This window comes from Stenotrophomonas sp. YJH_SMC_123, assembly GCF_059368215.1.
In genome coordinates, this window is the sequence record NZ_JCAFRM010000003.1 from 332,985 (window position 1) to 357,997 (window position 25,013).

At 68.8% G+C, this 25,013-nt stretch carries 23 protein-coding genes; 10 read left to right on the plus strand and 13 right to left on the minus strand.

From position 1 onward, the window contains the following. Positions 1–125 precede the first annotated feature (125 nt). Entirely contained in the window at positions 126–1,904 is a 1,779-nt protein-coding gene (locus AC5P5W_RS09700; protein WP_197574978.1) for an MFS transporter, read from the plus strand. 52 nt (positions 1,905–1,956) lie between these two features. Here AC5P5W_RS09700 and AC5P5W_RS09705 read toward each other — a convergent pair whose 3' ends face one another. The 6 genes from AC5P5W_RS09705 to AC5P5W_RS09730 form a co-directional block, all read right to left on the minus strand. Next, the gene (locus AC5P5W_RS09705; protein ID WP_180834995.1) at positions 1,957–2,427 is read right to left on the minus strand and encodes a SecDF P1 head subdomain-containing protein; all 471 of its coding nucleotides are present in this window, start codon (positions 2,425–2,427) and stop codon (positions 1,957–1,959) included. Continuing rightward, positions 2,424–2,975 (minus strand): HdeD family acid-resistance protein, encoded by a 552-nt coding sequence (locus tag AC5P5W_RS09710; RefSeq protein ID WP_014648758.1) that lies wholly within the window; start codon positions 2,973–2,975, stop codon positions 2,424–2,426. The genes AC5P5W_RS09705 and AC5P5W_RS09710 overlap by 4 nt, the downstream gene beginning before the upstream one ends. 58 nt (positions 2,976–3,033) lie before the next feature. Continuing rightward, the gene (locus AC5P5W_RS09715) at positions 3,034–3,729 is read right to left on the minus strand and encodes a ComF family protein (RefSeq protein WP_126411480.1); all 696 of its coding nucleotides are present in this window, start codon (positions 3,727–3,729) and stop codon (positions 3,034–3,036) included. Between the two features lie 93 nt (positions 3,730–3,822). Beyond that, positions 3,823–5,163: a chloride channel protein gene (locus AC5P5W_RS09720; protein ID WP_014648760.1), complete on the minus strand. Its 1,341-nt coding sequence runs from the start codon at positions 5,161–5,163 to the stop codon at positions 3,823–3,825. Positions 5,164–5,286: 123 nt separating this feature from the next. Continuing rightward, the gene (locus AC5P5W_RS09725) at positions 5,287–5,847 is read right to left on the minus strand and encodes an HAD family hydrolase (protein WP_197574976.1); all 561 of its coding nucleotides are present in this window, start codon (positions 5,845–5,847) and stop codon (positions 5,287–5,289) included. A 115-nt stretch (positions 5,848–5,962) separates the two neighbouring features. After that, complete coding sequence (locus AC5P5W_RS09730) at positions 5,963–6,526, minus strand: DUF3658 domain-containing protein (protein ID WP_197574974.1); 564 nt, start codon at positions 6,524–6,526, stop codon at positions 5,963–5,965. Positions 6,527–6,686: 160 nt separating this feature from the next. On the opposite strand from AC5P5W_RS09730, the gene bioB reads away from it, so the two are divergent. The 5 genes from bioB (at position 6,687) to bioC (ending at position 11,525) form a co-directional block, all read left to right on the plus strand. Then, complete coding sequence (gene bioB / locus AC5P5W_RS09735; protein ID WP_049442017.1) at positions 6,687–7,730, plus strand: biotin synthase BioB; 1,044 nt, start codon at positions 6,687–6,689, stop codon at positions 7,728–7,730. A gap of 67 nt (positions 7,731–7,797) precedes the next feature. Continuing rightward, positions 7,798–9,021, plus strand: a complete 1,224-nt coding sequence (gene bioF, locus AC5P5W_RS09740; RefSeq protein WP_046433053.1) for an 8-amino-7-oxononanoate synthase — start codon at positions 7,798–7,800, stop codon at positions 9,019–9,021. Between the two features lie 18 nt (positions 9,022–9,039). Further along, complete coding sequence (bioH, locus tag AC5P5W_RS09745; RefSeq protein WP_046433055.1) at positions 9,040–9,819, plus strand: pimeloyl-ACP methyl ester esterase BioH; 780 nt, start codon at positions 9,040–9,042, stop codon at positions 9,817–9,819. A gap of 29 nt (positions 9,820–9,848) precedes the next feature. Continuing rightward, complete coding sequence (locus tag AC5P5W_RS09750; RefSeq protein ID WP_014648765.1) at positions 9,849–10,628, plus strand: SDR family oxidoreductase; 780 nt, start codon at positions 9,849–9,851, stop codon at positions 10,626–10,628. Between the two features lie 12 nt (positions 10,629–10,640). Further along, positions 10,641–11,525 (plus strand): malonyl-ACP O-methyltransferase BioC, encoded by an 885-nt coding sequence (gene bioC / locus AC5P5W_RS09755; protein WP_014648766.1) that lies wholly within the window; start codon positions 10,641–10,643, stop codon positions 11,523–11,525. Positions 11,526–11,558: 33 nt separating this feature from the next. On the opposite strand, the gene AC5P5W_RS09760 is transcribed toward bioC, so the two are convergent. From AC5P5W_RS09760 to AC5P5W_RS09775, 4 genes are all read right to left on the minus strand, one after another. Then, positions 11,559–11,699 carry a hypothetical protein gene (locus AC5P5W_RS09760; protein ID WP_197649777.1) on the minus strand — a complete coding sequence of 47 codons (141 nt, stop codon included), beginning with the start codon at positions 11,697–11,699 and terminating at the stop codon, positions 11,559–11,561. Between the two features lie 226 nt (positions 11,700–11,925). Then, positions 11,926–12,066 (minus strand): hypothetical protein, encoded by a 141-nt coding sequence (locus tag AC5P5W_RS09765; protein WP_185741892.1) that lies wholly within the window; start codon positions 12,064–12,066, stop codon positions 11,926–11,928. Between the two features lie 86 nt (positions 12,067–12,152). Continuing rightward, entirely contained in the window at positions 12,153–12,797 is a 645-nt protein-coding gene (locus AC5P5W_RS09770; RefSeq protein WP_032957535.1) for a YdcF family protein, read from the minus strand. Continuing rightward, complete coding sequence (locus AC5P5W_RS09775; protein WP_197575367.1) at positions 12,782–13,744, minus strand: pyridoxal-phosphate dependent enzyme; 963 nt, start codon at positions 13,742–13,744, stop codon at positions 12,782–12,784. The genes AC5P5W_RS09770 and AC5P5W_RS09775 overlap by 16 nt, the downstream gene beginning before the upstream one ends. Positions 13,745–13,904: 160 nt before the next feature. Here AC5P5W_RS09775 and AC5P5W_RS09780 point away from each other — a divergent pair, with 160 nt between their 5' ends. Both AC5P5W_RS09780 and mnmG read left to right on the plus strand, forming a co-directional pair. Next, positions 13,905–14,396 (plus strand): hypothetical protein, encoded by a 492-nt coding sequence (locus AC5P5W_RS09780; RefSeq protein WP_032957537.1) that lies wholly within the window; start codon positions 13,905–13,907, stop codon positions 14,394–14,396. Positions 14,397–14,943: 547 nt separating this feature from the next. Beyond that, positions 14,944–16,833: a tRNA uridine-5-carboxymethylaminomethyl(34) synthesis enzyme MnmG gene (mnmG, locus tag AC5P5W_RS09785; RefSeq protein WP_100450757.1), complete on the plus strand. Its 1,890-nt coding sequence runs from the start codon at positions 14,944–14,946 to the stop codon at positions 16,831–16,833. Positions 16,834–16,945: 112 nt separating this feature from the next. On the opposite strand, the gene smeC is transcribed toward mnmG, so the two are convergent. Genes smeC through smeA form a run of 3 tightly spaced genes read right to left on the minus strand, consistent with a single transcriptional unit; the run spans position 16,946 to position 22,716 of the window. Beyond that, positions 16,946–18,361 carry a multidrug efflux transporter outer membrane subunit SmeC gene (gene smeC / locus AC5P5W_RS09790; RefSeq protein WP_111206562.1) on the minus strand — a complete coding sequence of 472 codons (1,416 nt, stop codon included), beginning with the start codon at positions 18,359–18,361 and terminating at the stop codon, positions 16,946–16,948. After that, positions 18,358–21,507 (minus strand): multidrug efflux RND transporter permease subunit SmeB, encoded by a 3,150-nt coding sequence (gene smeB, locus AC5P5W_RS09795; protein WP_111206560.1) that lies wholly within the window; start codon positions 21,505–21,507, stop codon positions 18,358–18,360. The genes smeC and smeB overlap by 4 nt, the downstream gene beginning before the upstream one ends. Positions 21,508–21,519: 12 nt before the next feature. Further along, positions 21,520–22,716 (minus strand): multidrug efflux RND transporter periplasmic adaptor subunit SmeA, encoded by a 1,197-nt coding sequence (gene smeA / locus AC5P5W_RS09800; RefSeq protein WP_197575366.1) that lies wholly within the window; start codon positions 22,714–22,716, stop codon positions 21,520–21,522. A 128-nt stretch (positions 22,717–22,844) separates the two neighbouring features. Between smeA and baeS the strand changes: the two genes are divergently transcribed. Together baeS and AC5P5W_RS09810 are read left to right on the plus strand one after the other, a co-directional pair. Continuing rightward, a complete protein-coding gene (gene baeS, locus AC5P5W_RS09805; RefSeq protein WP_049442029.1) occupies positions 22,845–24,236 on the plus strand; it encodes a sensor histidine kinase efflux regulator BaeS in 1,392 nt (463 codons plus the stop codon). Beyond that, on the plus strand, positions 24,233–24,922 hold the full coding sequence (locus tag AC5P5W_RS09810) for a response regulator (protein ID WP_014648775.1): 690 nt from the start codon (positions 24,233–24,235) through the stop codon (positions 24,920–24,922). Before baeS ends, AC5P5W_RS09810 begins: the two co-directional genes overlap by 4 nt. Positions 24,923–25,013: the final 91 nt, after the last annotated feature.

Below are 25,013 nucleotides of genomic sequence, written 5' to 3' on the forward strand. Positions count from 1 at the left end.
CGAAGCGCGGCATGGGGAACCTCGATATCGGAACGGAAAGCAGCCGAGCATGGCTCGGCTCTACAGAATGCACTCTGCGACGAACCGCCGCCGGGCCTGGCCCGGCGCTACCACAGGAACTGCCGATGACTGCAAGCACCGCCCCGCGCTGGCCCGTACGCTACCTGCTCTTCATCGGCGGCCTCGGCGGCCTGCTGTACGGCATCGACATCGGCATCATCGCCGGTGCCCTGCCCTACCTGGAGGCAACGGCCAGCCACGCCTGGCAGCTCAGCAGCCAGCAACTCGGCTTCGTGGTGGCGGCGGTACTGCTGGGCAGCGTGCTGTCCTCGCTGTTCGCCGGCATGGTCGCCGACCTGATCGGTCGCCGCGGTGCGATGCTGCTGGCCGGCCTGCTGTTCACCGCGTCGATTCCGATCATGGCGCTGGCCTCGGGCTACACGCCGCTGCTGCTCGGGCGGCTGCTGCAGGGCATCAGTGGCGGCCTGATCGGCGTGGTGATCCCGCTGTACCTGGCCGAAGTGCTCAGCCCCGAGCGGCGTGGGCGCGGTGCGGCGATGTTCCAGCTGCTGCTGACCATCGGCCTGGTGTTGGCGGCACTGATCGGGCTGTACCACGCACATGCGGTGGATGCCGCCGCCGAAGCCGTGCGCTCGCTGCCGCTGGCGCAGCAGGCGCAGGAACTGTTCACGGTGAAGGACCAGGCCTGGCGCACCATCTTCTGGAGCTGCCTGGCGCCAGGCCTGCTGTTCTGTGCCGGCATCTCCTGGCTGTCCGAATCGCCGCGCTGGCTGGTGCGCCGCGGCCGCGTCGATGATGCCCGCCGCAGCCTGCAGCGGGTGTTGCCTGCTGCCGACGTGGAACCCACCCTTGCACAGATCCAGGCGCCGGAATCGAGCAGCAGCGACGGCAAGCGCGACCCACTGCTCAGCCGCCGCTACGTGGTGCCGTTCGTGCTGGCCTGCGTGGTGCTGGCCTGCACCCAGGCCACCGGCATCAATTCGGTGCTGGCGTACGCGGTGAACATCCTCAATCAGGCCGGCCTGTCCGGCTCGGTGGCCAACGGTGCCGACGTGGCGATCAAGCTGCTCAACGCGGTGATGACCGTGGTCGCGCTGCTGCTGGTCGACCGCAAGGGCCGCAAGTTCCTGCTGATGCTCGGCAGCGGCGGCATCTGCGTGGCCCTGCTGGCTGCCGCCACGCTGTTCTTCCAGGCCGAGCGTGGCCGCGCCGACGTGCAGCCGCAACTGCAGGCGGCGGTCAGCGGCGACGGCCTGCGGCTGGTGCTGGACGACGCACAGTGGCAGCGCCTGGGCGGTGGCATAAACAGCGAAGGCCGGCCGATGCAGCTGACCGTGTCGTACGCCTACGGTGACTTCACCAATGTGCGCGCCCTGCGCAGCGACAGCCTGACCGACCGCGAGCTGCGCATCGAGCGTGCCGGGACCGTGCAGCCGGACAGTGTGATCGGCGCGTTCTTCCGCAAGCTGCATCTGAACCCGTTCGCCGACCCGGCCAAGGCCGCACAGGCACCGCTGCGCATCGAGCAGGCCCGCATCGGCCCGGTGCCGCCGCCGGCGCATGGCTGGGCGGTAGCCGCCTGCATCCTGGTATTCGTCGCGTTCTTCGCGGTCGGCCCCGGCGTCTGCGTGTGGCTGGCACTGTCGGAACTGATGCCCAATCGCATCCGCTCCAACGGCATGAGCATCGCCCTGCTGATCAACCAGTTCGTGTCGACCACCATCGCGGCGATCTTCCTGCCCACGGTGGGCCACTACGGCTACGCCAGCATGTTCCTGTTCTGGGCGGCGTGCACGTTCGTGTTCTTCCTGGTAGCCGCGTTCTGGCTGCCGGAGACCAAGGGCAAGTCACTGGAGGAGATCGAGGCAAGGTTCGCACGGTAGCGGTCGACCTTGGTCGACCTCCGCGCGTAGCGCGGTGGTGTTGGCGCGCCCGTCACTGACCGGTGATGTGCCTGGCCAGCGCCTGCGCCTCGGCAATGCTCGGCAGCCCGCTCAGCATCATCGATTCCCCGAAGGGGCCTTTCACCGTCGCCACCATCAGCACGCGGCCGTCCACGCTGATCGCCGCGCGCTGGCCCACCAGGGCCGAGGTGCCATCGTGGATGCGCTGATGCGCTTCTGGCCGATAGCGGATCTGCAGGCCTGGCTGCTTGGCATCGTCCAGCACGTAGCGCACATCGGCGATGTCCGCACTGCCGGCAATCGGCGGCTCGCGCAGGGCCAGGGTTTCACCTTGCCAGTGCGCCGGAGTGCCGTTGCCAGCCGCATCGACCGCGCTCAGGCGCACGTCCACGCCGGCGCGCGGCGCATGATCCTTGCCTGCCAGCGCACCGGGCGTGGCACCCGGCATGCATCCGGCCAGCACCAGCGCCGCGCCCAGCAGGAGCGGACGCGCGCCCCTCATTTCAGCTTCCGCAGCTTGAACGCCACCAGCACCTGCAGCAGCCCGTACAGCAGGCTGCCAATGCCGATCCACAGCGTGGTCACCGCCACGCCTGCGTATGGATTGGCCGCGAACAGCAGCCCCAGCACCACCGCCAGCACGCCACTGAGGATCAGCAGCCACTCGCCCTGGATCTGCTTGCGCACGCGGATCGCGAAGACGATGCGATAGATGCCGGCTACCAGCAGCCACGCCGCCAGGAACAGCACCAGCACGCTGGCGGTGGCCAGCGGGTTGATCACCGCCAGGATGCCGAAGCCCAGCGAAGCGATGGCATACAGCGCCAGCCAGCCGCGCGAGGCGCCGCTGCCACCACTGATCAGTGCGAACAGGCTGATGACCCCTTCGATGATGGCCATCACGCCCAGCGTCCAGGCCAATGCCATGGCTGCGGACAGCGGCCAACCGATGGCGATGATGCCGAAGCCGAGCGCGACCAGGCCATACAGCAGCAGGATCCACCAGCTGCGGCCAACCGCTGACAACAAGGGAGACAAGGGGGAATTCATGGTCACTCCTTCGATCCGGAACCGGGTTCATCCTAGCCCGTGGCGATGAAGGGAGCGATCACGGCACCCGCGCGCACACCCATACCCGCACCTCTCTGGCGCCCACGCAGCGCAGGGTTTCGGCGATTTCCATCACCGTGCTGCCGGTGGTCATCACGTCGTCGACCACGGTCAGATGCGTGGGCACCGGCCCGTGGACATCGAACGCATCGAACAGGTTTTCCCTGCGCTGTTCGGCCGTGCGTTCGGACTGCGGTGCGGTGTGCCGCCGCCGGTACAGCCCCTGCCAGACCGGCAACGGCAGCAGCCGGCAGAGCTCGGCAGCCTGGTTGTAGCCGCGCTGGCGCAGGCGCCGGCGGTGCAGCGGCACCGGCACCAGCGGCGGGCAGGACCAGGGCGGTGGTGCGCGCTGCATCAACTGCGCCAGCAGGCGACCGGCCGCCAGGTCCTGATGGAACTTGTAGCGCAGCAGCAGCTGGTCCACCGGCGGCAGGTACAGCAGGCTGGCGTGCGTGGCCGTCTGCGGTGGTGCTTCCTCGCGGCAGCTGCCGCAGACGATCAGGCCCTCATCCGGCAACGGCAGTGCACACCGCAGGCAGGCGCGACCGGCCCAGGGCAGTCCGGCGAGGCAGCCGCGGCACAGATCGAGATCATCATGGCCCGGATCGCCGCAGACCAGGCAGCGCAGTGGCAGCAGGACACCCAGCAGTGCGCGGGAGACACGGGTTGCCGAACGCAGGAGATCAATGCGCATTGCCCATGCTTCATCGCGCTGCCCATGTGCGGCCATCGGCGAAGCACCGATCGCAGTGTCGGGACTGCCCGCAACTGCAGAGGGTGCTGCCGATCAGGAAAGGCGTCCGCCCTGCCCAGGCCCGGTTGATGCAACGGCCGACGCCGTCAACACCTCCGCCAACCCACGATAGATCGGCACCCGGCATACCAGACCGGACACGCCCCGCGCGATCAGCACCGTGGCCAGGATCGGCAGGAGCAGATCGCCGCTGTCGGTCAGCTCCAGCGAGATCACCGCCGAGGTCAGCGGTGCCTGGGTGACGCCGGTCAGGTACGCGCACATGCCCAGCAGCACGAACGCGCGCGGATCCACGCCCGGCATCAGCACCGCCAGGTTGTGGCCCAGCCCCGCACCGACCGCCAACGCGGGCGAGAACAGGCCGCCCGGTATGCCGGCCACGTACGATGCCAGGTTGGCCAGCAGCTTCATCAACCCGAACTCGTGGCCGACCAACGCCTGCCCCTGCACCAAGCTGCGCGCCTGCTCGTAGCCGGTGCCGAACGCGCCGTCGCCGAACGTCAAAGCCAGTGCCACCACCGCCAGGCCGCAGCCTGCGGCCAGCAGCACCGGATGCCGCTGGCGCAGCTGGCCCAGCCAACGCGGGCGGCCCGCCGCACTGGCCAGCACCGCGCGCGCGAACAGGCCGCCCAGCAGCCCGGCCACCACGCCGCACAGCAGGATCGCCAGCCAGCCCTGCCCCAGCGGCAGCCGCGCGCTCACATGGCCGAAGTAGGTGTAGTTGCCAAGCAGGCCCAGCGACACCACGCCACCGACGATCACCGCCGTCAGCAGGGTGCCGGAGAAGCGATGCTCGAAACGGCCGCTGAGCTCCTCGATGGCGAATACGATGCCAGCCAGCGGCGTGTTGAACGCCGCGGCAATGCCCGCTGCACCACCGGCCAGCAGGAAGTGCGAGAGCTCGCGAGGATCCTTGAAGCCGAACCAGCGGCCGAACAGGTACATCAGGCTGGCACCCACATGCACCGTGGGACCTTCGCGTCCGACGGACGCGCCGCCGAGCAGCGACAACGAGGTCAGCAGCAGCTTGCCGGCTGAGACCGCAGGCGAAAGATTGGTCTTCCGGAATGGCTCATCGGGCTTGTCCAACGCAGCGATGACCTGCGGAATGCCGCTGCCCCGCGTGGGCTTCAGCACGCCACTGGTCAACCAGGCCAGCAGCGCGAAGATGCCCGGCGTGAGCAGCAGGGCCCACCACGGCGAGTGCGCGGTGATGCGCTGGAACAGATGGAAGGCCGCGTCGCTGGCCTTGGCGAACAGGATGGCCACCAACGCCACGGCCACCGCGCCGCCCCAGAGCGCGGCACGGCGGCGCCAGGCCTCGCTGAGAACCAGCGCGGTGATGCGGCCGCGGAGGCGATGGAGATCGGTCATGGGGCACAGTCTGCGCGCCAGCGCTTGCGTTGGGCAGCGGTTATTGTGGCTGCAGGCCTTGCAGGATGCGGTGAAACGCGCGAGTGCGGGTGCTCGCCGATAGCACCTGCCCTGTGCAGCTACCTATGCGTGCAGGCGCTCCCGCCACCGGCGCTTCTCCACCGCTCGCACGTTGGGCTGCTGCCGCAGCCACTCCAGATACAGCTGCAGATGGGCCAGCTCGTCATCAGCCGGATCCCCGGTGAACTCACGCACCGCGACCAGATTTCCGTAGTTTCTGGCGTACTTGCCGGGCGTGTCATCGATACCGATCATCTGCTCCAAACGGAAGCCGTGGCGCTTCAGCTTGCCCAGCCGCTTCTGCGAGGTGTAACCGCCGGTTTCCCAATCACGGGCCGTGCTGCACCGCGGCGCGGACCACAGGAACGCCAGCGGACGCCCCGGCATCAGCCGGTCCACCAGCGGTTCGGCGTACAGTTGCCCGGACGACGTCCACACACCCACCGTGAAATGGGCAAAGGCATAGTCGAGGAATGCCTGCAGATGGGGCCGCAGGTAGACGTGGTAGCCGACGAGGCGGAAATCCGCGGCTCGCTCCAGTTCACGCTCGCTGGCATGCACCAGCGTCTCATCCAGATCGAGTATCAGCAGCTTTCCGCCCTGCGGCATCGTGTCCGGTTCCATGCGCATCCTTCTTTCATTGCCTCAGCTGCCGCCATCTTCTGGATGGACTTCAGCATGTGTCCTTCCAGCAGGTAGATGTAAGCACAGTTCCAGCCAGGTCCTGGTGGGCGCAAGCCTACTGCCGGACGCGCACTTCGCAACAGCCCATCCGCGTGAGGTTGCCCTGCGCCTGCAACATGCCCCGTTCCACCAGCATGCGTACACGCCCTGCATAGAACACATCGGGAATTCCCGATCGGCACTTCGGCTGCAGCGACATGACCATCCCCACAATGTAGGCGATCTTTCGGAACTGCCCGTCGCAGAGGGAGAACAGCTGCTCATCGATCGAGGCGATGTCCTCGCTGGTCAGCGCGGCGATGTTCTGCCGCGCCAGGTCAGTGAGATGGGCATCGTTGTCGGAGCGCTCGTCCGTATCGCGCAGGCAGCCATTGATGGCCAACAGGCGAACCAGCACATAGTGGCCGAAAGCCTCGAGCTCCTCCTTCGGCAACGTCGCCGGATCGAGCTGCCCTGCCGGGTAGTCCTTGAAGGTCACGAAGACGTGGTTCTTCCACTCCCCTGGCGTGTCGGACTGGCGCAGATCATCCAGCACCACGCGCAGGCCGCCGTCGGGCAGTTCGGCAAGGCTGCACAGCACCGCGTCGCGGCGGATCGGGTAGGGCTGGTAGCTGTTCATGGCACGTGCTCGCGCGTCCGTATGCAGCAATGAACTTACACCGTAGCGCCCATTCATGGCGGTCAACCGATGTAAACCACATGGGAATCAATCAAGTTGACAGGGCTCACCAACCCACCCACACTGCCGCCCTCGCTCCACTCGTACCCAAGGTCCCGCCATGGCTGCTGCCATCCGCCACGACTGGCAACACGACGAACTGCAGGCGCTGTTCGATCTGCCGTTCCCCGAGCTGCTGTTCCGCGCTGCCGCAGTCCATCGCGAGCACTTCGACCCAGCGCAGGTGCAGGTGTCCACGCTGTTGTCGGTGAAGACCGGCGGCTGCCCGGAAGACTGCGCGTACTGCCCGCAGGCACAGCGCTACAGCACCGGGGTGAACGCGCAGAAGCTGATGGACACCGACGCGGTGCTGGCCAAGGCACGCCAGGCCAAGGCTGCCGGCGCATCGCGCTTCTGCATGGGTGCCGCGTGGCGATCGCCGAAGGACCGCGACATCCCGAAGGTGGCGGCGATGATCGCCGGGGTGAAGGCGCTGGGCCTGGAAACCTGCGCCACGCTGGGCATGCTCAGTGGCGAGCAGGCGCGTGCGCTGAAGGACGCCGGCCTGGACTACTACAACCACAATCTCGACACCGCGCCGGACTACTACGATTCGATCATCCACACGCGCCAGTACCAGGACCGCCTGGACACGCTGGCGCACGTGCGCGATGCCGGTCTGAAAACCTGCTGCGGCGGCATTGTCGGCATGGGCGAGACGCGCGCGCAGCGCGTGGGCCTGCTGCTGGCGCTGGCCACGCTGCCGGCGCATCCCGATTCGGTGCCGATCAACAAGCTGGTGCAGGTGGCGGGCACGCCGCTGCATGGCAGTGCCGAACTGGATCCGTTCGAGTTCGTGCGCATGATCGCGGTGGCACGCATCGCCATGCCGCGTTCGATGGTGCGGCTGTCGGCCGGTCGCGAGGCGATGAGCGACGAACTGCAGGCGCTGTGCTTCGTGGCCGGTGCCAACTCGATCTTCTACGGCGACAAGCTGCTGACCACCGGCAACCCGGAGAGCGAGCGCGACCTGGCCCTGTTCGCGCGGCTGGGGTTGCAGCCGATGGCGGTGCAGGTGGATGCCGAGGGCCACGACCACGGCGGCATCGTGCACGCTGATATCAGCGCCGATGCGCCCGCCTGTGGCTGCGCTCACGCGGCCTGAGACGGGCCGCAAGCAGGCGCCGCGGCAACGCGCTACCCTAGCCGCCCCGTCGCCGCATTCAGCCGCCATGGCCCGCCCCGACCTGACCGCCCGCCTCCACGCCCAACGCGCCCTGCGCGATGCCCAAGGCCGTCGCCGCACGCGGCGCACGGTCAGCCGTCGTGATGGCGTCCGCCTGGAGGTGGACGGCCAGTGGCTGACCGGCTTCTGCAGCAACGATTACCTGGGCCTGGCCCAGCAGTTCAGCGTGGTCAACGCATTGCAGGATGCGGCCGCACGCGAAGGCTCCGGCGCGGGCGCCTCGCATCTGGTCTGCGGCCACCACGCCCTGCATGACGCGCTGGAGCGCGAAGTGGCGGAGTGGCTGGGCTACCCGCGCGCGCTGCTGTTCGGCAGTGGCTTCGCCGCCAACCTGGCCGTGCAGCAGGCGCTGCTGAGCGAAGAGAACGATGTGTGCGTGCAGGACAAGCTCAACCACGCCAGCCTGCTCGATGCGACGCGGCTGGCGGGTGCGCGCCTGCGCCGTTATCCGCACCTCGACGCCGAAGGCGCGATGCGCCAGCTCAAGCACGCGCCCGATGGCGCGGCGATGCTGGCCACCGACGGTGTGTTCAGCATGGATGGCGACATCGCACCGCTGCGTGCATTGTCGCTGGTGGCACGCCTGCAGCAGGCGCTGTTCTATGTGGACGATGCGCACGGCGTGGGCGTGGTCGGTGATGGCCGTGGTGCCGTGGCCGCCGCCGGGCTGGGCGTGGACGATGTGCCGCTGCAGCTGGTCACGCTGGGCAAGGCACTGGGCGGTTCCGGCGCGCTGGTGCTGGGCCGCGACGACCTGGTCGAGCACCTGGCCGAAACTGCACGCCCGTACATCTACACCACTGCGATGCCGCCGGCGCTGGCCGCAGCAGCACTGGAAGCGGTGCGCCTGGCGCGCCGTGACAACTGGCGGCGCTCGAAACTGACCGATCTGATCGCGCTGTTCCGCGGCGAAGCCCGCCGCCATGGCCTGGACCTGATGGCCTCGGAAACGCCGATCCAGCCGCTGCTGTGTGGCGATGACCATCGCGCCGTGGCGATGTCCCAGGCGTTGGAACAGGCCGGTTGGCTGGTCGGCGCGATCCGCCCGCCCACGGTTCCCGAAGGCAAGGCGCGCCTGCGCGTCACGCTGTCCGCGCTGCACACCCCCGAGCAGGTGCGTGGCCTGGTCGAAGCCATTGCCAGCGCGCGCGATCGCGTCGACCTGGCCGCGCGTGAGGCCGCGCCACCGCCGCTGCCTGTCTTTGCCTGAGCCTGTTGCCGTTTCCCCATGCATATCGACGTCACCGGCCAGGGGCCGGACCTGGTACTGATCCATGGCTGGGCCCTGCAGGGCGGCGTGTTCGCGCCGTTGGTGCAACGCCTGGCCGATCACTTCACCCTGCATCTGGTTGATCTGCCGGGCCATGGCCACAGCCGCGAGGACACCACGCCGCTGCGCCTGCCGTTCGTGGTCAATGCCATTGCCGCGGCCACGCCGCCTGCGGTGTGGTGCGGCTGGTCGCTGGGCGGCCTGTTCGCGCTGCACGCCGCCGCGACACTGCCGAAGGTGCGCGGGCTGGCGATGATCGCGGCCACGCCGCGCTTCGTGCGTAGCGAAGACTGGCCGCATGCGGTGGAGCCGGCGGTGTTCGAGCAGTTCGGGCGCGAGCTGGCCACCGACTTCGGTGGCACCCTGGAACGCTTCCTGGCGCTGGATGTCATGGGCTCGGCACACGCCCGCGAGGAGCTGCGCACGCTGCGCCAGCGCCTGGTCGAGCGCGGTGCACCCACCGAACGCGCCCTGCTGGAAGGCCTGCGCCTGCTGGAAAGCACCGACCTGCGTGGCGCACTGCCGACGCTGGCCAAGCCCAGCCTGTGGATCGCCGGCCAGCGTGACCGGCTGGTGTCTCCGGCGGCAATGCAGGCCGCCGCGGCACTGGCCCCCGGTGCGCAGGCGCTGACCATCGCCCACGGCGGCCATGCGCCCTTCCTCGGCCATGCCGACGAGGTGGCCGCCGCCCTGCAACACTTCGTTGCCGGCCTGTCACCGGCCGATGGCGGACAATGAGCGCCTTCCTCATTCCGCAGGATTGATGCATGGATCTGGGTATCAACGGCCGCTGGGCACTGGTCTGCGGCGCAAGCAAGGGGCTGGGCCTGGGCTGCGCGCGTGCGCTGGTGCGCGAGGGCGTCAACGTAGTGATCGTGGCCCGTGGTGAGGCTGCGCTGCAGGCCGCCGCCGAAGCGCTGCGCGCCCTGCCCGGCGCCGCCGAAGTCCGCGTGGTCGCCGCCGACGTGACCACCGAGGCCGGTCGCTCCGCAGCGCTCGCCGCGTGCCCGCAGGTGGACATCCTGGTCACCAATGCCGGTGGCCCGCCGCCGGGCGACTTCCGCAGTTTCGAGCGCGACGACTGGATCGCCGCACTGGACGCCAACATGCTGGCGCCGATCGCGCTGATCCGCGCCACCGTGGACGCGATGATCGCGCGTGGCTTCGGCCGCATCGTCAACATCACGTCCTCGGCGGTGAAGGCCCCGATCGACATCCTGGCGCTGTCCAACGGCGCGCGCAGCGGCCTGACCGGCTTCGTCGCCGGGCTGTCGCGCCGCACCGTGGCACACAATGTCACCATCAACAACCTGCTGCCCGGCCAGTTCGACACCGACCGCCTGCGCGCCAACTTCGCCCACAGTGCGGGCAAGGACGGCAATGCTGCCGAAGTGGCCGAACGCCGCCGCCAGCAGATCCCGGCCGGCCGCTTCGGCACGGCGGATGAATTCGGCGCGGCCTGCGCCTTCCTGTGCAGCGCACAGGCCGGTTACCTCACCGGGCAGAACCTGCTGATCGACGGCGGCGCCTACCCCGGTACGTTCTAAGAGACTTTCGCAATGCCGTCCCACTTCGATGCCCGCCATGTCCGCCGCGCGTTCGCCCGCGCCGCCAACAGCTACGACGCCGCCGCCGCCCTGCAGCGCGAGGTGCAGGCGCGGCTGGTGGAATCGCTGGACTACCTGGAGGCACGCAAGCCCGAGGTAGTGCTGGACATCGGCGCGGGTACCGGCCACGCCAGTGCGCTGATGAAGAAGCGCTGGCCGAAGGCGCAGGTGATCGCGCTGGACGTGGCGCTGCCGATGCTGGATCAGGCCAAGCGCCAGGCCGGCTGGTGGAAGCCGTTCCAGCGCCTGTGCGGCGACGCCGCCGCGCTGCCGCTGGCCGACAACAGCGTGGACGTGATCTTCAGCAACCTGTGCCTGCAGTGGGTGGACGACCTGCCGGCGGTGTTTGCCGGCTTCCGCCGCGTGCTCAAGCCCGGCGGCCTGCTGCTGTGCTCCACCTTCGGCCCGGACACGCTGGTCGAACTCAACGAAGCGTTCGCGGCCGCCGATGACCGCCCGCACGTGAGCCGCTTCGCGCAGATCGCCCAGTTCGGCGATGCGCTGATGATGGCCGGTTTCCGCGACCCGGTGCTGGACCGCGACCTGTTCACCCTGACCTACGACGACCTGCCCTCGTTGATGCGGGAGCTGCGCGCGATGGGCGCGACCAATGCGCGGGTGGACCGCCGCCACACGCTGACCGGGCGTGGCCGCTTCGCCGCGGCGGCAGCGGCGTATGAACCGATGCGACGCGCCGACGGCAAGCTGCCCAGCAGCTGGGAAGTGATCTATGCCCACGCCTGGGCACCGGACCCGGGCGCACCGATCCGCGAAGGCGGGCATGACGTGGCCTCGGTGCCGGTGTCGGCGATTCCGATCCGGCGCAAGCAGACCTGATCGCCCGGTCGTGCCGGCCGCTGGCCGGCAACCTCACGATTCCACGATGGACATTTGCCGGCCAGCGGCCGGCACTACCGCATGCCACACCGTGCGCGAATCGCCCGGGTAGGTGCCGACCTTGGTCGGCACCCACCTAATTCGGGCGATGTCGGCGATCCCGATCCGGCGCAAGCAGACCTGATCGTCTGGTAGTGCCGGCCGCTGGCCGGCAACCTCACGATTCCACGATGGACATCTGCCGGCCAGCGGCCGGCACTACCGCATGCCACACCGTGCGCGAATCGCTCTGTAGGTGCCGACCTTGGTCGGCACCCACCCAATCCTGGCGGTGTCGGCTATCCCGATCCGGCGCAGGCAGACCTGACCGGCTGGTAGTGCCGGCCGCTGGCCGGCAACCTCACGATTCCACGATGGGCGTCTGCCGGCCAGCGGCCGGCACTACCGTATGCCACATCGTGCGCGAATCGCCCGGGTAGGTGCCGACCTTGGTCGGCACCCACCTAATTCGGGCGGTGTCGGCGATCCCGATCTGGCGCAAGCAGACCTGATCGCCCGGTAGTGCCGGCCGCTGGCCGGCAACCTCACGATTCCACGATGGGCGTCTGCCCAGATCAGGTTTCCGCCTCAGGTGTTGGCCGGCGAACTCAGCGGCGGCCGCACCAGGTCGCGGTGGAAGAAATAGATTTCCTGCACCAGGAAGCGCCAGCTGGTGTGGAAGCTGCGGAAGCGCGTGCTGGGCGTGGACGAGGCCAGCGCATCGATGCCCAGCGCCTTGCTCAGGCGCAGCGCGCGCGCCATGTGCAACGGGTCGCTGACGATGATCACCCGGTGCAGGTCGCGCTGGTCCATCAGCCGCTTGGCCTCGACCAGGTTCTGCACGGTGTTGCGCGAGGCGGTCTCGATCAGGATCGCATCGTCCGGCACGCCATGCTTGAGCGCATAGCGCCGCGCCACCTGCGATTCGGAAAAGCGCGCGCCGGTGCCACCGTAGCCGCCGGTGAAAATCAGCAGTGGCGCGTACCGGGCTTCATAGAGATCCAGGCCATGACGGATGCGTTCTTCGAATACCGGCGACGGCTTGGCGTCATAGGCCGCCGCACCGAGCACGATGATGGCGTCGGCCTTGGCTGCCTGGTCGCGCTCCCCCACCCAGACGATCCAGGCGGTCACGCCCAGCAGCCAGACCACCAGCAGCACGAACAGCCGCCACAGCCAGCCCAGCAGGCCGGTGCGGGGCCGGTGCCCGTCGCGGCTCAAGGCGCCCCCCAACGCAGCGCGGGCAGGTCGACATTGCCACCGGACAGCACCAGGCCCACCCGCAGGCCGGCGAACCGCTGCGGCTGTGCCAGTACCGCGGCCAGCACGGTGGCCGAGGACGGCTCGACCACCTGCTTGAGCACCTCCCACAGCAGGCGCATCGCGGCCATGGTGGCGGCGTCGTCGACCACGATCACCTCGACGCCGGCCGCGCGCAGCAGCGCGAAGTTGGGGGCGCCGATCAGGGTACGCAGGCCGTCGCAGATGGTGTCAGGGGTGAACGCGCCCTGGCGCTCGCCTGCGGCCAGCGAGCGCGCGGTGTCGTCGGCACCGGCCGGTTCGGCCAGCACCAGCCGGGTCTGGGGACTGGCGAACTGCAGGGCCCGGGCGGTACCGCTGGCCAGGCCGCCCCCTCCGACTGGGACTACCAGCACGTCGAACGGACCGTCGCTGTGCAGCAGCTCCAGGGCCGCGGTGCCCTGCCCGGCCATCACCGCCGGGTCCGCATAGGGATGGACCAGGGTCGCGCCGGTATCGGCCTGTACTTTGGCGCAGGCGGCCTCGCGGTCGGCGATGGTCGGCGGGCAGCGCCAGAGCGTGGCACCATGGCGGGCGATGTTGGCCAGCTTGGCCGCCACCGCACCTTCGGGCACCACCACGTGGCAGGGAATGCTACGGGTGCGCGCGGCCAGGGCCAGGGCAGCGCCGTGGTTGCCGGACGAATGGGTGACCACGCCGGCACGGGCGCGATCGGCATCCAGCGACCACACCGCGTTGCAGGCCCCGCGGAACTTGAATGCGCCGCCGCGCTGCAGGTGCTCGGCCTTGAACGCCAGCTGCGCGCCGGCCAGCGCATCAAGCGTGCGCGAGCGCAGCACCGGGGTCACGCTGGCGTGCGGCGCGATCCGCGCAGCGGCAGCCAGGACATCGTCGGCACGGGGCAACAGTGAATCGCTCATGACGCAAGATTAACGTATGGCCCCACGCTGGCGACCCCGGCACAGGTCATGACAGCATGAGGGCCTTCACCTCCATTCATCCTGGCCAGTGAAGTTAAGGGCCGATTCAACGCCTGCGCACGAAGCTGACTGCACAACCCGTCCTCTGGGGGGACCCACCATGAAAACGCGCCTGATGCTTGCCGGTGGCCTGTTGCTGGCCCTGACCGGCTGCACCACCTACGACTATGTCGGCGGTGGCCGCAGCGGCAGCTACTACCACGGTGCGCCGTCGGTGGAGTACCGCTACCCGGCCGGCTATCCCTACAACTACGGCTACCCTTACTACGGCGGCTATGGCGGCTACTACGGCGGCTATGGCAATCCGTACTACTCGCGCCCGATCTACCGCCCGCCGCACAACCACCGTCCGCCACCGCGCCCGCCCGGCAACGGTGGCGAGAACCGTCCGCCGCCGCCGCCGCGGCCGTCGTACAACGGCGGTTCGCCGTGGCGGAACATGGACTCGATGCGTCGCCCGCCGCAGTCGAACATCCAGCCGTCGGCGCCGCCACCGCCGGCCCGTCCGACCCCGGCGCCGAGCGCGCCGAGGATGAACGGTTCCCCGTGGCGCAACATGGATCGTGGGACGCAGCGCACAGTTGAGCGCTGAACCGTCTTGCATTTCACCCGGTCCAGGTTGCACTCTACGGAACCGGTGACGGCCCGCGTCACAAAGTGACAAAAAGCGAGACGGGCCGCCGCAAAAATCTCTACGTCGATATCCGACAGGAACATCTGGATCCCCCCTGTTCCGGCCCTGTCGGATGTCGGCACCTCTGAAGACAGACGGCCCCGCACTGCGGGGCCGTCTGTTTTGCCGGGTCGCCAACCGGAGAGAGCGCCAGCGTCGGTAGATCCACGCCATGCGTGGTCGGGCCTTTCCCGGCAATCCCAAAAAAACAGGGCCGGACAGTCCCCCGACTGCCGGCCCTCTGCTCCCCCACCGTGCGCCTGTACCGGCCCCTGTTCCAATTCCGGTCACGGGCGCCTGCGGCGCCAGCCACGGTGGGTGCTATTGGGTTATCTGCAATAATCCTGCCAACTTTAGGGCTGATTTCGACGCCGGCCGGCCGGCACCGACGCCGCGGCCCCGAATGGCGCTAAAATCGCCACCCCGGCGCCGCCCCGGCCGCGCCCGCCCCCAGCTGAACAGCCCCATGAACCCGTCCTTCCATCGTTACGACGTCATCGTCATCGGCGGTGGCCACGCCGGCACCGAAGCCGCGCTGGCCGCGGCCCGTACCGGCGTGCGCACCCTGCTGCTGACCCACAACATCGAAACGGTGGGCGCGATGAGCTGCAACCCGGCCATCGGCGGCATCGGCAAGGGCCACCTGGTCAAGGAAATCGACGCCCTCGGTGGTGCGATGGCGCATGCCGCCGACCGTGCCGGCATCCAGTGGCGCACCCTCAACGCCTCCAAGGGCCCGGCCGTGCGCGCCACCCGCTGCCAGGCCGACCGCAACCTGTACCGCATGGCGATCCGCGCCATCGTTGAAGGCCAGGCCAACCTGACCGTGTTCCAGGCGGCCGTCGATGACCTGGTCATCAACGGCGACGCCGTGCGCGGGGTCATCACCCAGACCGGCCTGCGCTTCGATGCCGAGGCCGTGGTGCTGACCGCCGGCACCTTCCTGGCCGGCAAGATCCATGTCGGCCCGACCCAGTACGCCGCCGGCCGCATGGGCGACCCGCCGGCCACCACGCTGGCGGCGCGCCTGCGCGAGCGCCCGTTCCAGGTGGACCGCCTGAAGACCGGCACGCCGCCGCGCATCGACGGCCGCTCGCTGGACTACAGCGTGATGGATGAGCAGCCCGGCGACTCGCCGCGCCCGGTGATGTCCTTCCTGGGTTCGGTGGACGAGCATCCGCAGCAGGTCAGCTGCTGGATCACCCACACCACCGAACAGACCCACCAGATCATCCGCGACGCGCTGCACCGCTCGCCGCTGTACAGCGGCCAGATCGAAGGCATCGGCCCGCGCTACTGCCCGTCCATCGAGGACAAGGTGGTGCGCTTCGCCGAGAAGGCCAGCCACCAGATCTTCGTCGAACCCGAAGGCCTGGGCATCGTCGAGATCTACCCCAACGGCATCTCCACCTCGCTGCCGTTCGACGTGCAGCTGGAGATGGTGCGCAGCATCCGCGGCTTCGGCAACGCGCACATCACCCGCCCGGGCTACGCGATCGAGTACGACTTCTTCGATCCACGCGGGTTGAAGGCTTCGCTGGAAACCAAGCTGGTCAACGGCCTGTTCTTCGCCGGCCAGATCAACGGCACCACCGGCTATGAAGAAGCCGCCGCGCAGGGCCTGCTGGCCGGCCTCAACGCCGCACGCCAGGTGCGTGGGCTGGACGGCTGGTGCCCGCGTCGCGACGAGGCCTACCTGGGCGTGCTGGTGGATGACCTGATCACCCACGGTACCAACGAGCCGTACCGCATGTTCACCAGCCGCGCCGAATACCGCCTGCAGCTGCGCGAGGACAACGCCGACCAGCGCCTGACCCCGGCCGGCCGCGAGATGGGCCTGGTGGATGACCAGCGCTGGAGCGCGTTCGAGACCAAGCAGGCCGCCGTCGCCGCCGAGCGCGCGCGCCTGGGCGCGCTGTGGGCGACCCCGGCCAATGCGCTGGGCCGCGAAGTGCAGGACACGCTGGGCGTGGCGGTCAGCCGCGAAACCAACGTGCTGGACCTGATCAAGCGCCCCGAGCTGGATTACGCGCAGCTGATGCAGGTGCCGTCGCTGGGCCCGGCCGTGGCCGACGCCAAGGTGGCCGAGCAGGTGGAGATCGGCGTGAAGTACGCCGGCTACCTGGACCGCCAGCGCGAGGAGATCGAGCGCCAGCAGCGGCATGAAGCCACGCCGATCGCTGAAGCCTTCGACTACGCCACGGTGCGCGGGCTGTCGGCCGAAGCCCTGCAGAAGCTGGAGCGCGTGCGCCCACAGACCATCGGCCAGGCGCAGCGCATCCCGGGCATGACCCCGGCGGCAATCTCGCTGCTGCTGGTGCACCTGGAGCGTGCACGCCGGGGCCGCGTGGCGTAGGCAGCACCGTCCGCTTCTGGTGGGTGCCGACCTTGGTCGGCACGAATCATCAGATCGCGACACTCCATGCTTCCGTGCCGACCAAGGTCGGCACCTACCAGAGCAGGGCGCGTTACCGTGCGTCTGCGCCACCGCCCAGCACCTTGAACAGCGTCACCCGGTTTCCCGCTTCCTGCTGCTGCAGCGCGATCAGGTCCTGCTGCGCGGCAAACAGGCTGCGCTGCGCATCCAGCGCCTGCAGATAGCCGTCCAGCCCGGTGCGATAGCGCGCCTCGGCCAGCGTGTAGCTGCGCTGGCTGGCGGCGACCAGTGCCCGTTGTGCCTCCATCTGCGCGCCCAGGTGATCGCGCGTGGCCAGGGCATCGGCCACTTCACTGAAGGCCTGCTGGATCGCCTTCTCGTACTGAGCGATGCCGATGTCCTTGCCAATCTTCGAGGCATCCAGTGAGGCCTTCAACGCACCGGCGTGGAAGATCGGCGCCGTGATGCTGGGCGCGAACGACCAGCCGCGGGTGCCGGCCGAGAACAGCGTCGACAACGCGGTGGAGCTGTGGCCGTAGTTGGCAGTCAGCGTCAGCGTCGGGAAGAACGCGGCGCGCGCGGCGCCGATATCGGCGTTGGCCGCCTGCAACGCGTGTTCGGCGGACAGCACGTCCGGACGCTGCAGCAGCACGCTCGAGGGCAGGTTGGAAGGCAACGGCGCCAGCGCCACGGTGCCGTCCAGTGCCTGTGCGCTGGGCAGCAATGCCGCGTCCAGCGGAGCACCCACCAGTAACTGCAGCGCATCACGATCCTGCGCCTGCTGGGTCTGCAGCCTGGCCAGCGCAGCGCGCGCGGCGTCCACACTGGTCTGCACCTGCGACAGGTCCAGGCCCGAGGCCAGGCCTTGTGCATGGCGGGCCTCGGTGCGCTGCAGGGTCTGCTGCTGACTGTCCAGCGTCTGCCGGGTGAACGCCAGCGACTGCTCGTCGGCCGCCAGCGCCAGCCAGGCCGTGGCCACTTCGGCGACCAGGCTGGTGCGCGCCGCACGCTGGTTCTCGGCACTGGCCAGCCAGTTCTGCAGCGCCTCGTTCTTCAGGCTGCGGATGCGCCCGAACAGGTCCAGTTCCCAGCTGCTGAAGCCCACCTGCACGGCATCGGATTCGGTCACCTGGCTGACGCCGATCTCGCTGTTGGCATCACTCACCCGCGAACGGGTCACGCTGCCGCTGGCATCCACCGACGGCAGCAGCGCCGCGCGCTGGATGCGGTACTGCGCGCGTTCCTTCTCCACCTGCAGCACCGCCACGCGCAGGTCGCGGTTGTTCTGCAGTGCCAGCGCGATGACCTGCTGCAGGCGCGGCTCCAGGAACACCTCGCGCCAGGCCGGCATCGCCAGTGCTGGCCCGGTCTCGCCGGTGGCGGCATTGGCGAACTGTGCCGGCACCGGCGCCTCGGGGCGCTGGTAGTGCGGGGCCATGCTCACGCAGCCGCCCAGCACGGTGGTCATCGTTGCGGCCGCCAGGGCGCGCAGCAGCATCGGCTTCATGGGCGTGCCTCCGGGGCAGTGGCGTCGGCCGGCGCGCGGCCCGGGAACAGGCGGCGCACCAGCAGGTAGAACAACGGCACGAAGAACATGCCCAGCACCATCGAGGCGACCGTACCGCCGGCCACGCCGGTACCCAGCGAACGGCGCGCGGCCGAACCGGCGCCGGTGGCGAACACCAGCGGCAGCACACCCATCAGGAATGCCAGCGAGGTCATCACGATCGGGCGCAGCCGCAGGTAGACCGCCTGCAGGATCGCGTCGCGGGTGCTCCTGCCCTGCTGCTCGAGGATGCGCGCGAACTCGACGATCAGGATGCCGTTCTTCGCTGCCAGGCCAATCGTGGTCAGCAGGCCGACCTGGAAGTACACGTCGTTGTTGAGGCCACGCAGGTTCATCATCAGCACGGCGCCGAACACGCCCACCGGCACTGCCAGCATCACCGCGAACGGTACCGCCCAGCTTTCATACAGCGCGGCCAGGCACAGGAACACGAACAGCAGCGAGATGGCATACAGCATCGGCGCCTGGTTCCCCGACAGCTGTTCCTGGTAGGCCATGTCCGACCAGGCATGGCTGAAGCCTTCCGGCAGCGTGCCGGCCAGACGTGCGATCTCGGCCATCGCCTCGCCGGAACTGACGCCCGGTGCCGGCTGGCCGGTGATCTCCATCGCCGACACGCCGTTGTAGCGCTGCAGCGCGGCCGGCGCACTGGTCCAGTGCGCGCTGACCAGCGACGACAGCGGTACCATCTGCCCGGCCTGGTTGCGCACGCTCCAGCGCTCGATGTCCTGCGGCTGCATGCGGGCTTCGGCCGTGCCCTGGATGAACACCTTCTTGATGCGGCCCTTGTAGATGAAGTTGTTGACGAAGTCGCCACCCAGCGCGGCGTTCAAGGTGTCATTGATGTCCTGCGGATTGACGCCCATCGCCTGCGCCTTGGCGTCGTCCACCTTCACCGCGTACACCGGCGCGTCTTCCAGGCTGGCGTAGCGCACGTTGACCAGCTTCGGATCCTTGGCAGCGTCCTTCAGCAGCGTGTTGCGCGCGGCCACGGCGGCGGCATGGCCGGCACCGCCTTCGTCCTGCAGTTCCAGGGTGAAGCCACCGGCATCGCCGAGGCCGAGGATGGCCGGTGGCGAGGTGATGAACACCTGCGCATCGGGCACGCTGGCCATGGCCGCGGTCAAGCGCGCGGCGATGGTATCGGCATCGTCCTTGCGGTCGTCCCAATCCTTGAGCCGGATGAAGGCCTGGCCGACGTTCTGGCCACTGCCGCTGACACTGAAACCGGCGGTGGCCTGGATTGACAGTACGCTGTCGTCCTTCACCGCGGCGGCGCTCAGGCGATCCATCACGGCACGGGTCTGCTCCAGGGTGGACCCGGCGGGCAGCTTCACCAGCGCGTTGAGCATGCCCTGGTCTTCATCGGGCAGGAACGCGCCCGGCAGGTGCCACAACAACAGGCCGGTGGCCACGCTCAGCACCAGGTAGAACAGTACGCCCAGCGTGCGCCGGCCGAGGAAGCGGTCGACGCGATGGCGCAGTCGGTTGGAGGTGCGCTCGAAGCGATGGTTGAACCAGATGAAGAACTTGCCCAGCAGGCCCGGCTCGCCAGCGTGGTCGCCATGCGGATGGCCGCCCTTGGGAATCTGGTGCAGGATGCTGCCGCACAGCGCCGGGGTGATGGTCATCGCCACCAGCACCGACAGGATCATCGCAGCGGCGATCGTCACCGAGAACTGGCGATAGATCACGCCGGTGACACCGCTGAAGAACGCCATCGGCAGGAACACCGCGGTCAGCACCAGCACGATGCCGACCAGCGCGCCGGTGATCTGGCCCATCGCCTTCAACGTGGCTGGCTTCGGTGCCAGCCCTTCGAAGGTCATCACCCGCTCCACGTTCTCCACCACCACGATGGCGTCGTCCACCAGCAGGCCGATGGCCAGCACCAGCGCGAACATGGTCAGCGTATTGATCGAATAGCCGAAGGCGGCCAGCACGCCGAAGGTGCCCAGCAGCACCACCGGCACCGCGATGGTCGGGATCAGCGTGGCCCGCCAGTTCTGCAGGAACAGGTACATCACCAGCACGACCAGCGCGATCGCCTCGATCAGGGTGATCACCACTTCCTTCAGCGAGATGGTCACGAACGGCGTGGTGGTGAACGCCACGTGGTAGGTGTAGCCATGCGGCCAGTACTTCTGCAGCTGCTGCAGTCGTGCCTCGACGGCCTTGGAGACGGCGATGGCGTTGGCACCGGCGTTGAGCTCGATGCCCAGCGAGGCCGACGGCTTGCCGTTGAACGTGCTGATGCTGTCATAGCTTTCCGGGCCCAGGCCGATCGTCGCCACGTCGCCCAGGTGCACCACGCTGCCATTGGCATCGGCCTTGAGCACCACCTGCGCGAACTGCTCGGGCGTGTGCAGGCGGCTGCGCGCGGTCACGGTCGCGTCCAGCTGCTGGCCCTTCAGCGCCGGCTGGCCACCGAGTTCACCGGCCGACACGTCGGTGTTCTGCGCCTGCAGTGCGGTCTCGATGTCCGACGGCATCAGCGCGTACTGGCGCATCTTTTCCGGGTCCAGCCAGATACGCATGGCGTATTCCTGGCCGATCGGCTGGATGTTGCCGACACCGCTGACGCGGCTGATCTGGTCGTCGATGCGCGCTTCCATGAAGTTGGCGACATCGAAGTTGTCCATGCTGCCGTCTTCGCTGGTGAACGACAGCACCTCGAAGATCGAACCGCTGGACTTGGTGATGGTCAGGCCGTTCTGCTGCACCGCCTGCGGCAGCGTCGCCATCGCGGCCTGCAGCTGATTCTGCACCTGCACCTGCGCGGTGTCCGGGTTGGTGCCGGTGGCGAACACCAGGTTGACCTGCGCCGAGCCATCGGAAGCACTGGTCGAGGTCATGTACATCAGGTGGTCCAGGCTCTGCTGGGACTGCTCGATGACCTGGGTGACCGCGTTTTCCACGGTCTGCGACGAGGCGCCGGTGTAGGTGGCGCGGATGGTGATGGTGGGCGGGGCGATCTGCGGGTAGCGGTCCACCGGCAGGATCAGGATCGCGAGCAGGCCGAGCAGGCTGACCGCGATGGCGATCACCCAGGCAAAGATCGGCCGGTCGATGAAGAAACGAACCATGCGCGGCAGGCCTCAGTGCGACTTTTCGTCGGTGTTGCCGTTCGGGTCGACCGCCGGCATCGCCGCCAGCTGCGCCGTGGTGGCCGCCACCGCCTTCACCTGCTGGCCCAGCGCTACCGCACTGCCGTTGCTGACGATCACCCGCTCGCCAGCCTTCAGGCCCTGCGTGATCTGCCACTGGTTGCCCACCACCTGGCCGGTGCTGACCCGCCGCTCGACCACGCGATCCTCTGCGTCGAGCAGGCGCAGCAGCGGCTCGCCACGTTCATTGCGCAGCACCGCCTTCTGCGGCACCAGCAGGGCACGCGCATCGGTGGCCATCGGCAACACCGCCTTCAGGTACATGCCCGGCAGAAGCAGGCCCTCCGGGTTCGGAATGACCGCGCGCAGCACCACGTTGCCGGTGCCTGGATCGACTGCGCTGCCGACGAACTCCAGCGTGCCCTCATGGGCATAGGTGCTGCCGTCCTCCAGCAGCACCTTCACCTGGGCCTTGCCATCGATGGCCTTCACCAGGCCGGCGTCGAGCTGCTTGCGCAGCGCCAGCATCTGCGTGCTGGACTGGGTCACATCCAGATAGACCGGGTCCAGCCGTTGAATGGTCGCCAGCGCCGCGTCCTGGCCGGCGGCGACCAGCGCGCCGGCGGTGACGCTGGAGGTACCGATGCGGCCGTCGATCGGTGCGGTCACCCGGGTGTAGTCCAGGTTGATCCGCGCGGCCTGCAATGCCGCGCGCGCGGCAATCACGTTGGCCTGGGCCTGCTTCAGTGCCGAGGTGGCATCGTCGGCGTCCTGCTTGCTGGCCGCGTCCATGCCCAGCAGCGTACGGGTGCGCTCGGCCTTCGGCTGCGCCGACAGCACAGCGGCCTCGGCCTGCGCCAGCTGGCCACGCGCGGTATCGAAGGCGGCCTGGTACGGCGCCGGATCGACCTGGTACAGCAGCTGCCCGGCCTTGACCTGCTGGCCTTCGGTGAACAACCGCTGGCGGATCAGCCCACCGATCTGCGGCCGCACCTCGGACACCTCGAACGGCACCGCCCGGCCGGGCAGGGTCCGCTGCAGTGCCAGCGGTTGCGCGCGGGCGGTGATGACGCCGACTTCGGGGGTGGCCGGGGCCTCGGTCCTGCCCGCCGAGCAGGCCGCCAGGCCCAGCAGCAGGGGCAACAACAACGCACGGGGGGAGCGGAACAGCGGACGCAGGAGTGACATGGGGGGCGTGGGGGCCTTTCGTTGACCCGTGCACGCTGCCGTGAAAGTGTGCAGAGAATATGGAGATTGTGCGACCGGCTCAGCGGGCGCTTGCTTTCGGCGCCGCATGCGCCGCTAATGGCCCGGCGATGGCGAAGATTCGATTCAAATTCGGCCTGACCGCGAAGACCTTCCTCGCGATCTTCACCGCCTGCCTGCTGGTGCTGGCAGTGAACGGCATTGCCAGCCGCGTGGCGTTCCAGACCGGCTTCCTGGACTACCTCAACGACCAGGGCGACCTGCGCATGCAGCGCGTGATGCCACACCTGCAGCGCGAGTACCGCACGCAAGGCGGCTGGGAGCATCTGCGCGGTGACAGTGACCGCTGGGCGCGGCTGCTGCGCCCGGACCTGGGCCATGGGCACGAGGGGCCCGTGCCGCCGCTGTCCGACCAGACCGGCGTTCCCTCGCGGCTGGGCCTGTTCGATGCGCAGCATCGGTTCGTGGCCGGCAACCCGGACGCGATCAGCGACGACGAGCCGCACAGTGTGCAGGTGGACGGACACACCGTCGGCTGGCTGGGCATGGTGCCGTTCCAGACCGTCATCGCTACCAACGACCTGAATTTCTACAACACCCAGATGCGCGCATGGTGGGTGATCGGCATCTCGCTGCTGCTGGTGACCGTAGTGCTGGCCTGGCTGGTGTCGCGCGCGCTGCGCCAGCGCCTGGCCAAGCTGGCCGCCGCCACCCACCGGCTCGCCGCCGGCGACTACGCCACCCGCATCGAGCGCACCAGCGATGACGAGCTGGATGCACTGGTCAACGACTTCAACCGGATGGCGCAGGCGCTGGACGACACCGAGCGCAACCGCCGCGCCTTCATTGCCGACATCTCGCACGAACTGCGCACGCCGCTGGCGGTGGTGCGCGCCGAACTGGAGGCGATCGAGGATGGTATCCGCCCGCTGGACCGCGCCAACCTGGGTGCCCTGCAGGGCGAGATCCGCCAGCTGGGCAAGCTGATCGACGACCTGCACGACCTGTCGATGACCCAGTCCGGCGGCCTGGCCTACCGCTTCGCCCCGCTGGACCTGGTGGCGCTGGTGCGCAGCGAGCTCAATGGCATGCGCGTGCGCTTCTCCACGGCGGGGCTGGCACTGGAAGAAGCGCTGCCCGCCACACCGCTGCAGGTGTCCGGTGACGAGCGCCGCCTGCAGCAGGTGCTGGCCAACCTGCTGGAAAACGCACTGCGCTATACCCATGGCGGCGGCCGCGTGCGCGTGCAGGCTGCGCGCGTGCCCGCCGGCGTGCAGCTGATCGTGGAAGACACCGCGCCGGGCGTACCGGCCGACAAGTGCGCGCTGCTGTTCGAGCGCTTCTACCGGGTGGAGAGTTCGCGCAACCGCGCCAGCGGCGGCAGCGGGCTGGGCCTGGCCATCAGCCACAACATCATCCTCGCCCACCACGGCCATATCCACGCCGAGCCCTCGCCGCTGGGCGGGCTGCGCGTGGTCGTCACCCTGCCGGAGTCCGCATGAGCCTGTCCCCCGCCGCGTCCGCGAAGATCCTGATCGTCGAGGATGAGCCACGCCTGGCCTCGGTGCTGCGCGACTACCTGGCCGCCGCCGGCATGACCAGCGAATGGGTGGACGATGGCGGCCAGGTGATCGACGCATTCGCGCGCTACCAGCCCGACCTGGTGCTGCTGGACCTGATGCTGCCGCAACGCGATGGCGTGGACCTGTGCCGCGAACTGCGCGCCGGCAGCGACGTACCGGTGATCATGGTCACCGCGCGGGTGGAAGAGATCGACCGCCTGCTGGGCCTGGACATCGGTGCCGACGACTACATCTGCAAGCCGTTCAGTCCGCGCGAGGTGGTGGCGCGGGTGGTGGCAGTGCTGCGCCGTTACCGCCCGGACCCCGCTGCACGCGCCAACAGCGGGCTGCACATCGACGAACCGGCGGCACGCGCCACCTGGAACGGCAAGGGCCTGGACCTGACGCCGGTGGAATACCGCCTGCTGCGCACCCTGCTGGCCACGCCCGGCCGGATCTGGGCGCGCGATGAGCTTCTCGACCGCCTCTACCTGGACCACCGCGTGGTGGTCGACCGCACCGTCGACAGCCATGTGCGCAACCTGCGCCGCAAGCTGGCCGACGCCGGCATGGAAGGCGAACCGATCCGTTCGGTGTACGGCATGGGCTACAGCTACGAACCCTAGCCGGTAGTGCCGGCCGCTGGCCGGCAACCGCAGAATTCCAGGTGCGCCCATTGAGGTTGCCGGCCAGCGGCCGGCACTACCCGTGCGCAAC

What these genes read in the sequence shown, in the direction of transcription:
- AC5P5W_RS09810 (WP_014648775.1), top strand. Translation starts at nt 24,233, where the DNA reads ATGAGCCTGTCCCCCGCCGCGTCCGCGAAGATCCTGATCGTCGAGGAT.
- AC5P5W_RS09730 (WP_197574974.1), bottom strand. Translation starts at nt 6,526, where the DNA reads ATGAACAGCTACCAGCCCTACCCGATCCGCCGCGACGCGGTGCTGTGC.
- smeA (WP_197575366.1), bottom strand. Translation starts at nt 22,716, where the DNA reads ATGTCACTCCTGCGTCCGCTGTTCCGCTCCCCCCGTGCGTTGTTGTTG.
- AC5P5W_RS09780 (WP_032957537.1), top strand. Translation starts at nt 13,905, where the DNA reads ATGAAAACGCGCCTGATGCTTGCCGGTGGCCTGTTGCTGGCCCTGACC.
- AC5P5W_RS09720 (WP_014648760.1), bottom strand. Translation starts at nt 5,163, where the DNA reads ATGACCGATCTCCATCGCCTCCGCGGCCGCATCACCGCGCTGGTTCTC.
- AC5P5W_RS09700 (WP_197574978.1), top strand. Translation starts at nt 126, where the DNA reads ATGACTGCAAGCACCGCCCCGCGCTGGCCCGTACGCTACCTGCTCTTC.
- AC5P5W_RS09750 (WP_014648765.1), top strand. Translation starts at nt 9,849, where the DNA reads ATGGATCTGGGTATCAACGGCCGCTGGGCACTGGTCTGCGGCGCAAGC.
- AC5P5W_RS09705 (WP_180834995.1), bottom strand. Translation starts at nt 2,427, where the DNA reads ATGAGGGGCGCGCGTCCGCTCCTGCTGGGCGCGGCGCTGGTGCTGGCC.
- AC5P5W_RS09725 (WP_197574976.1), bottom strand. Translation starts at nt 5,847, where the DNA reads ATGGAACCGGACACGATGCCGCAGGGCGGAAAGCTGCTGATACTCGAT.
- smeC (WP_111206562.1), bottom strand. Translation starts at nt 18,361, where the DNA reads ATGAAGCCGATGCTGCTGCGCGCCCTGGCGGCCGCAACGATGACCACC.
- baeS (WP_049442029.1), top strand. Translation starts at nt 22,845, where the DNA reads ATGGCGAAGATTCGATTCAAATTCGGCCTGACCGCGAAGACCTTCCTC.
- AC5P5W_RS09775 (WP_197575367.1), bottom strand. Translation starts at nt 13,744, where the DNA reads ATGAGCGATTCACTGTTGCCCCGTGCCGACGATGTCCTGGCTGCCGCT.
- bioF (WP_046433053.1), top strand. Translation starts at nt 7,798, where the DNA reads ATGGCCCGCCCCGACCTGACCGCCCGCCTCCACGCCCAACGCGCCCTG.
- bioB (WP_049442017.1), top strand. Translation starts at nt 6,687, where the DNA reads ATGGCTGCTGCCATCCGCCACGACTGGCAACACGACGAACTGCAGGCG.
- mnmG (WP_100450757.1), top strand. Translation starts at nt 14,944, where the DNA reads ATGAACCCGTCCTTCCATCGTTACGACGTCATCGTCATCGGCGGTGGC.
- AC5P5W_RS09710 (WP_014648758.1), bottom strand. Translation starts at nt 2,975, where the DNA reads ATGAATTCCCCCTTGTCTCCCTTGTTGTCAGCGGTTGGCCGCAGCTGG.
- smeB (WP_111206560.1), bottom strand. Translation starts at nt 21,507, where the DNA reads ATGGTTCGTTTCTTCATCGACCGGCCGATCTTTGCCTGGGTGATCGCC.
- bioH (WP_046433055.1), top strand. Translation starts at nt 9,040, where the DNA reads ATGCATATCGACGTCACCGGCCAGGGGCCGGACCTGGTACTGATCCAT.
- bioC (WP_014648766.1), top strand. Translation starts at nt 10,641, where the DNA reads ATGCCGTCCCACTTCGATGCCCGCCATGTCCGCCGCGCGTTCGCCCGC.
- AC5P5W_RS09715 (WP_126411480.1), bottom strand. Translation starts at nt 3,729, where the DNA reads ATGCGCATTGATCTCCTGCGTTCGGCAACCCGTGTCTCCCGCGCACTG.